7 protein-coding genes are annotated in these 6,661 nt (G+C 53.7%); 1 reads left to right on the forward strand and 6 read right to left on the reverse strand.

The genetic code is table 11. The features are described 5' to 3' along the window. Positions 1 to 29 precede the first annotated feature (29 nt). The gene (sigG, locus tag H8S44_RS14680; RefSeq protein WP_186873941.1) at positions 30 to 812 is read left to right on the forward strand and encodes an RNA polymerase sporulation sigma factor SigG; all 783 of its coding nucleotides are present in this window, start codon (positions 30 to 32) and stop codon (positions 810 to 812) included. Between the two features lie 14 nt (positions 813 to 826). Here the strand turns inward: sigG and sigE are convergent, their stop codons facing one another. From sigE to hisH, 6 genes are all read right to left on the reverse strand, one after another. After that, positions 827 to 1,567 carry an RNA polymerase sporulation sigma factor SigE gene (sigE, locus tag H8S44_RS14685; RefSeq protein ID WP_186873942.1) on the reverse strand — a complete coding sequence of 247 codons (741 nt, stop codon included), beginning with the start codon at positions 1,565 to 1,567 and terminating at the stop codon, positions 827 to 829. 16 nt (positions 1,568 to 1,583) lie between these two features. Continuing rightward, entirely contained in the window at positions 1,584 to 2,405 is an 822-nt protein-coding gene (locus H8S44_RS14690; RefSeq protein ID WP_186873943.1) for a sigma-E processing peptidase SpoIIGA, read from the reverse strand. 209 nt (positions 2,406 to 2,614) lie between these two features. After that, on the reverse strand, positions 2,615 to 4,258 hold the full coding sequence (locus H8S44_RS14695) for a glycosyltransferase family protein (protein ID WP_186873944.1): 1,644 nt from the start codon (positions 4,256 to 4,258) through the stop codon (positions 2,615 to 2,617). Beyond that, positions 4,251 to 4,925 carry a uracil-DNA glycosylase gene (locus H8S44_RS14700; RefSeq protein WP_186873945.1) on the reverse strand — a complete coding sequence of 225 codons (675 nt, stop codon included), beginning with the start codon at positions 4,923 to 4,925 and terminating at the stop codon, positions 4,251 to 4,253. Before H8S44_RS14700 ends, H8S44_RS14695 begins: the two co-directional genes overlap by 8 nt. A gap of 47 nt (positions 4,926 to 4,972) precedes the next feature. Next, positions 4,973 to 5,731 carry an imidazole glycerol phosphate synthase subunit HisF gene (gene hisF / locus H8S44_RS14705; RefSeq protein ID WP_186873946.1) on the reverse strand — a complete coding sequence of 253 codons (759 nt, stop codon included), beginning with the start codon at positions 5,729 to 5,731 and terminating at the stop codon, positions 4,973 to 4,975. Positions 5,732 to 5,733: 2 nt separating this feature from the next. Beyond that, a complete protein-coding gene (gene hisH / locus H8S44_RS14710; RefSeq protein ID WP_186873947.1) occupies positions 5,734 to 6,345 on the reverse strand; it encodes an imidazole glycerol phosphate synthase subunit HisH in 612 nt (203 codons plus the stop codon). Positions 6,346 to 6,661: the final 316 nt, after the last annotated feature.

Below are 6,661 nucleotides of genomic sequence, written 5' to 3' on the forward strand. Positions count from 1 at the left end.
ATCACAAGTACACAGGAGGTCCCAACATCATGGCACTGAACAAAGTAGAAATCTGCGGCGTAAATACAGCAAAGCTTCCCCTCCTGACCGCCCAGGAACAGGACGCCCTCTGGGAGCGTATGGAGCATGGCGACCGGGAGGCCCGGGAACTCTATATCAAAGGAAATCTGAGGCTGGTCCTAAGCGTCATCAAACGTTTTTCTTCCACCAGTGAGAATGCCGACGACCTGTTCCAGATCGGCTGTATCGGACTCATGAAAGCCATCGATAACTTTGACCGTTCCCTGGGTGTCAAGTTTTCCACCTACGCCGTCCCCATGATCATCGGAGAAATCCGGCGCTACCTCCGGGACAATAACGCCATCCGTGTCAGCCGCTCCCTGCGGGACACCGCCTACAAGGCTATTTACACCCGGGAATGTCTCATCCGCCAAAATTCCCGGGAGCCCTCCCTCAGCGAAATTGCTGAGGAAATCGGCCTGCCGGATGAAGAGATTCTCTTTGCCCTGGACGCCATCCAAAGTCCGGTCAGCCTCTACGAGCCGGTCTACAGTGAGGGCGGCGACACCCTGTATGTAATGGACCAGATCAGCGACCGTAAAAATAAAGAAGATCTCTGGGTTGAAGAACTTTCTTTAAATGAAGCCATGAAGCGGCTGCCGGAACGGGAAAACTATATCATCCGCCTGCGGTTCTTCCAGGGGAAGACCCAGATGGAGGTGGCCGACGAAATCGGCATCTCCCAGGCCCAGGTCAGCCGTCTGGAAAAGAACGCCCTGAAAAATATGCGGAACTATCTGAAGTTAAACTAAGCCCATGTCCGGCTTCACTCGTACTTCATAATCTCTTTTTTCAGCCGCCGGATGATCTTTTTCTCCAGTCTGGAGATATAGGACTGGGAGATGCCCAAAAGGTCCGCCACTTCCTTCTGGGTCATTTCCCGTCCCATGGGATCCTTCAGGCCGAATCTCAGCTCCACGATGGTTCGCTCCCGCTCAGACAGAGTCTCGATGGCCTTATCCAGAAGCTTCCGCTCCATCTCCGTCTCGATATCCCGATAAATCACATCCTCGTCCGTTCCCAGAATATCCGACAACAGCAGTTCATTTCCGTCCCAGTCCACGTTCAGAGGCTCGTCGATGGAGACCTCCATGCGGGTCTTATTATTCCGGCGCAGATACATGAGGATCTCATTTTCGATACAGCGGGAAGCGTAGGTGGCCAGCTTGATATTTTTTCCGCTGTTAAAGGTATTGATGGCCTTGATAAGACCGATGGTTCCGATGGAAATCAGATCCTCCACGCCCACGCCCGTATTGTCAAAACGCTTGGCTATGTACACCACCAGCCGCAGATTATGCTCAATGAGCAGGGCTCTGGCTTCGCTGCTACCCGCCGTCCCCAGCCTTCCGATGGCCGCCGCCTCTTCCTCCTGGTTCAGAGGCGCCGGAAGTACTTCCGCGCCACCGATATAATGGAGCTCCTTTTGACGGCTCCTAAACAGCGTGGAAAAATCGGGAATCAATTTTAACTGTACCTGGTTTGGAATCGCCACTTTAATCAGCATGGTTTTCATTTCCTCCTTACCCTCCGGGTCTGTCCCTGTGGGCCAGCTCCGAATGTAATATCATCTCATATTCATTTCCGGAAGAAAGTGGTTCTTTTGTAATCCCAATCAGAGGACGTTCTCTGTGCTCTTCTCTGTCTGCCAGTCGGACGCTCATGGAATCTGCCCGGAATACCGGCAGAAGTCCCGTCGGCTTTCCCACGCTGTGATAGGGAACGGGCCGAAGCAGCACCGTTTCCCCTCCCCAGAGCCGTTCTCCGGCCGCCTGTTCCAGAATATGCACCGCCTCCCCGGTCACCGGATCCTGAAGCTGATTGCCCGTATCCAGAAGTCCCCGAAGCTCCAGCGTATTCCCGTGAAAACCCAGAGTTACCTGACAGATACTCTGTTGTCCTGTCCTGACCCGCAGGATTCCCTTCAGTCCCAGCTTCAGGATTCCATAGGAAACGAGGCTGAAAAACAGAAAGGGAAATACGGGAACCTCCACCGCCTCCTGCAGCCACCGGAACACGCCTCCCAGCAGAAAGCTCACAAAATACAGAAGAAACAGGGCTTTTCCAAACAGGCTCCGGCCGGGAATCCGCAGACCGCATCGGATCATCAGACTGCTGAGACCCAGATAAAAAACCAGGGCTCCGAAGAATCTGACGATCCAGGGTATCCCTTTTCCGGGAAACAGATACAGCAGACAGAGCCCCAGACTCCCCACGCAGGCTCCCGTAAGCCGCCGAAGCCTCCCGCTTCCCAGCTTCAGACTTCGGTTCACCAGGGTCAGCACCAGATAATCCGTCAGCAGATTCTCCAGAAAGAACACATCTATGTACACCGTACGATACACAGTCCACCTTCTTTCTGTCCCTTATTATAGAGAAGGCCTTCTGCGAAATATGTCAGATTCAGGAGCCGTTCTTCCTGTTTTTTCCCCGGTTTTTCGACATTTTTCCTTCCATTTTCCTCCTGCGCCCGGCGCCAAGCCGGAAAAGAAGCGAAAAAAAGGATCCTGAGAAGTACTCTCAGAATCCTCTTAAAATAATTTTTATAAAGTTGTTATACCGTCTTTTCACCCTCACCCCAGGAGCTGAACAGCAGCAGACACAGGGGAATGAAAATCACGCTGTCAAAATGGAAAAACCGGTAGGTGGGACCGCACAGCAACAGCATGGTTCCGTAGCTGTAGGCCAGCACCGGCAGGGCCAGAGTCATGGCCTTCCATCCCTTTCCCTTTTTCGCAAAAACGAACAGGGTGCAGAGAATCAGTACCAGCAGGTGGGTTCCATTGTAGGAAAACAGGTAATCCAAGGGACTGTTCAGCATCCACTCGTCGAAGTCGTTCAGGGCCTCCCGAAGCCCCTCCCGGCTCTCCACATAGCCGAAGTTCCAGTCATTTTCCCGGATCTGATACTCCAGATCCGTATGCCATTCCTTGGTTCCACGCACATCCCATACCATACGGGTCACCTGATACAGGGCCTGCAGGGACATGCCCGGCGCGTTCCGCACCGTATCGGCCGTCAGTTTCAGAAATTCCCCGGGATCCGTATCGGAAATCACCGCGTTGGCGTTGGTGACGAACTTTAAGGAGTTATAATTGCCCGTCTCGTAGATCTTCCACCGCTTTTCCGGGCCGATCTGGGCCAGGAAGTCCGCGGCCTCCGGGCTTAAACTCTCCGGGGCCATCTCATGGATATTGCAGAGAATGGTCATGGGCACGCCCACAGTCTCCACGTAGGTCTGCTCCGGGCGGCTGGCTCCCACCAGATCATAGACCGGATGCTCGATGAGCCACATACCTGCCAGCATCAGAACCAGCGACAGGGCGCATTCCTTCCGGATCTCCTTAAAAAACAGCACCGCCAGAATCAGCAGAGGAATGGTATAAAGAATACCATTGTGCCGCACCAGGGAAATGGAAATCAGCACCAGGATAAACACCGTCAGATTCCGCTTTTTCTTCAGCCACTGTCCGCCGCTCTTGAAAATCTGGATCAGATAGACCGTAAAGAGAATCATAAACAGGGTCAGGGCGCTGTCCTTCCACATGAACAGCAGAATCCGATGGGTCTGGGGATTCGCCACCAGAAAAATCTCCGTGAGCACCAGGGACCAGACCGGAAACCGCCATTTTGCCATGGTGTATAAGAGATAACCGCACAGGACACTGTACAGAAACAGCTGCATAAATACGGCAAAGCCGTAATGATTCACGATTTTGGAAAATAAGGCAATGATCAGCGTATGGAACACCGGATGCCAGGTGTCATACTGATGGTTCTGAATCTGCCACCACTGATCCAGATTATCCCAGTCAAAGGACCCCGGAAAATAAGCATAGAAATACACCATCATCCAGGCAAAGACCAGCAAAAAGCCGATACCGAACCACAGAAGGCAGCGCTTCTTTTCTGTCCCGGGCGTCTCAGCCCCCTGGCTCTCCGGAAGCGCCCGGCCGGAAAACCGGCAGGCGCCCCACCGGAGTCCCAGATAAACGGGAATCAGCATCAGAAGGGCCGCCAGAATCTTCACTTTCCAATATTTTGTATCCATGGGAACCGCCCGCATCATCTGGGGAATCAGCCACAGTCCCAGTACCACATAGGCCGTCACCACGGCCAGCAGAATCCGAAGCATAACCCGCGTGCCCCGGCTCTGTCCCTTCAGCCACTCTCCGGCTGCCCTGTTCTGGCTAAACATTCTCGATCTGCCAGTCTATGGGCTCCAGCCCATTTCTTACCAGAAATTCATTGGTCTGACTGAAGGGCCTGCTTCCGAAAAAGCCCCGGTAAGCGGACAGCGGGCTGGGATGGGGCGCCTTCAGAATCAGATGCTTCGGGTTATTCAGCATCTGGGCCTTTTTCTGGGCCGGACTGCCCCAGAGGATGAATACGATGGGACGATCCTGCTCATTTAAGATGCGGATGGCTGCGTCGGTGAACTGCTCCCAGCCCATGCCCCGGTGGGAATTGGCCTGGTGAGCCCGGACGGTCAGTACTGTGTTCAGCATCAGCACGCCCTGTTTCGCCCATTTGGTCAGATAACCGTTATTGGGGATATAGCAGCCCAGATCGTCGTGAAGCTCCTGATAAATATTCACCAGGGAAGGGGGAATCTCCACATCCGGCTTCACGGAAAAACACAGACCATGGGCCTGTCCGTCATTGTGGTAGGGATCCTGTCCCAGAATCACCACCTTTACCTCATGGAGCGGGGTCAGATGAAAAGCATTGAAAATATCGTCCGCAGGCGGGAAAATCTGCCGCGTGGCGTATTCGTTTTTTACGAACTCAAAAAGATCCGCGTAATAGGGCTTGCTGAATTCCGGTTTCAGCGGCGCAAGCCAGTCATTTTGAATCATTGCCATGATAGGTGTTGTCTCCTGTATCAATATGTATGTTATCGTCCTGTCCTTTACAGACGGACCGACACGCCGCGGCCTCTCAGATATTTCTTCAGGTCGCAGATTTCCAGCTCTTTATAGTGGAAAAGGGAAGCTGCCAGTACGGCATCCGCCTTTCCCTGGGTCAGGGCGTCATAGAAATGCTCTTTTGTTCCGGCTCCACCGGAGGCGATAACCGGAATGGACACATTCTCCGCTATGGTCCGGGTCAGATCCAGATCGTAACCGTTCTTGGTGCCGTCGCAGTCCATACTGGTCAGCAGGATCTCCCCTGCGCCCAGCCTGTCGGCCTTCATGGCCCACTCCACCGCGTCGATGCCCATATCTACCCGGCCTCCGTTTTTATAGATATTCCAGCCGCCGTCGGGCCGCCGCTTGGCATCGATGGCCACCACCACGCACTGGCTGCCGAACTTGTCCGCCGCTTCGCTGATGAGCTCCGGCCGCATGATGGCCGCGCTGTTCACGGAGATTTTGTCCGCGCCCTCCCGGAGCAGTGCCTTGAAGTCATCGACGGTACGGATGCCGCCGCCCACGGTAAAGGGAATAAATACCTTTTCCGCCACCCGGCGCACCATGTCCACCACCGTATTTCTGGCGTCGGAGGAGGCTGTGATATCCAGGAATACCAGCTCGTCCGCGCCCGCCGCGTCATAGGCCGCCGCGATCTCCACCGGGTCGCCCGCGTCCCTTAAGTTTACGAAATTAACGCCCTTTACCACGCGTCCCGCGTGTACGTCCAGGCAGGGAATGATTCGTTTTGTAAACATGTCTAACCCTCCAGCTTCGCAAAGTTTTCCAGTATCTTCAGGCCCACACGACTGCTCTTCTCCGGATGGAACTGGCAGGCAAACACATTGCCCTGCTCCACAGAAGCGTCGATGGTCACGCCATACTCGGTGGTCGCCTTCACGATCTGCGGGTCCTCCGCTTTCAGGTAATAGGAATGGACGAAATACACGTAAGACTCCTCCGGAAGTCCTTGGAACAGCCGTCCCTCATGCTGCAAATGCAGGGAGTTCCAGCCGATATGGGGCACCTTCAAACCATCCTTGTCCGGGATTCGCAGGATCTCGCCCTTCAGGATCCCCAGGCCCTCTACGCCCGGTGCCTCGTCGCTTCGCTCAAACAAAAGCTGCAATCCCAGACAGATCCCCAGAAAGGGCTTTCCCATCTGTGCCAGCTCCCGAATCACACTGACCAGGCCATAACCTTTTAACTTCTCCATGGCATCTCCGAAATTCCCCACGCCCGGAAGAATCACCTTATCCGCCGCAAGAAGCTCCTCCCGCTCCCGGGTCACCAGAACCTCCTCGCCCAGGGCCTGGAGAGCCTTTTCCACGCTTTTCAGGTTACCGGCGTCGTAATCGATTATCGCTATCATTGATTGTCATCTCCTATCGTTGCCGCTGTTACTGTAATTAAATTCTTGGCTATTACACAAAGCGCCTCGAATGTGTACCGTTAAATAATATCACACTTGAGACGCCTTGTCGACTTTTATCTAATCCATAAAAAAAGAGCTATACATCTCTGCATAACTCTCTGCTTGTATCTTCAAAACTATATACTGCATATCTCTTTAGACATTTTCTATCCTATGACGCTTCGCGAAGAGTTGCGACTTCTTTCATTTACGAAAGCGGTCATTCGGAATCCGCTTCGCTTCTTCCTCATGTCCTTTGCTTCGCAAATGTCCA

Source organism: Anaerosacchariphilus hominis (assembly GCF_014290175.1).
In the GTDB taxonomy this organism is placed as follows: Bacteria; Bacillota; Clostridia; order Lachnospirales; family Lachnospiraceae; genus Laedolimicola; species Laedolimicola hominis.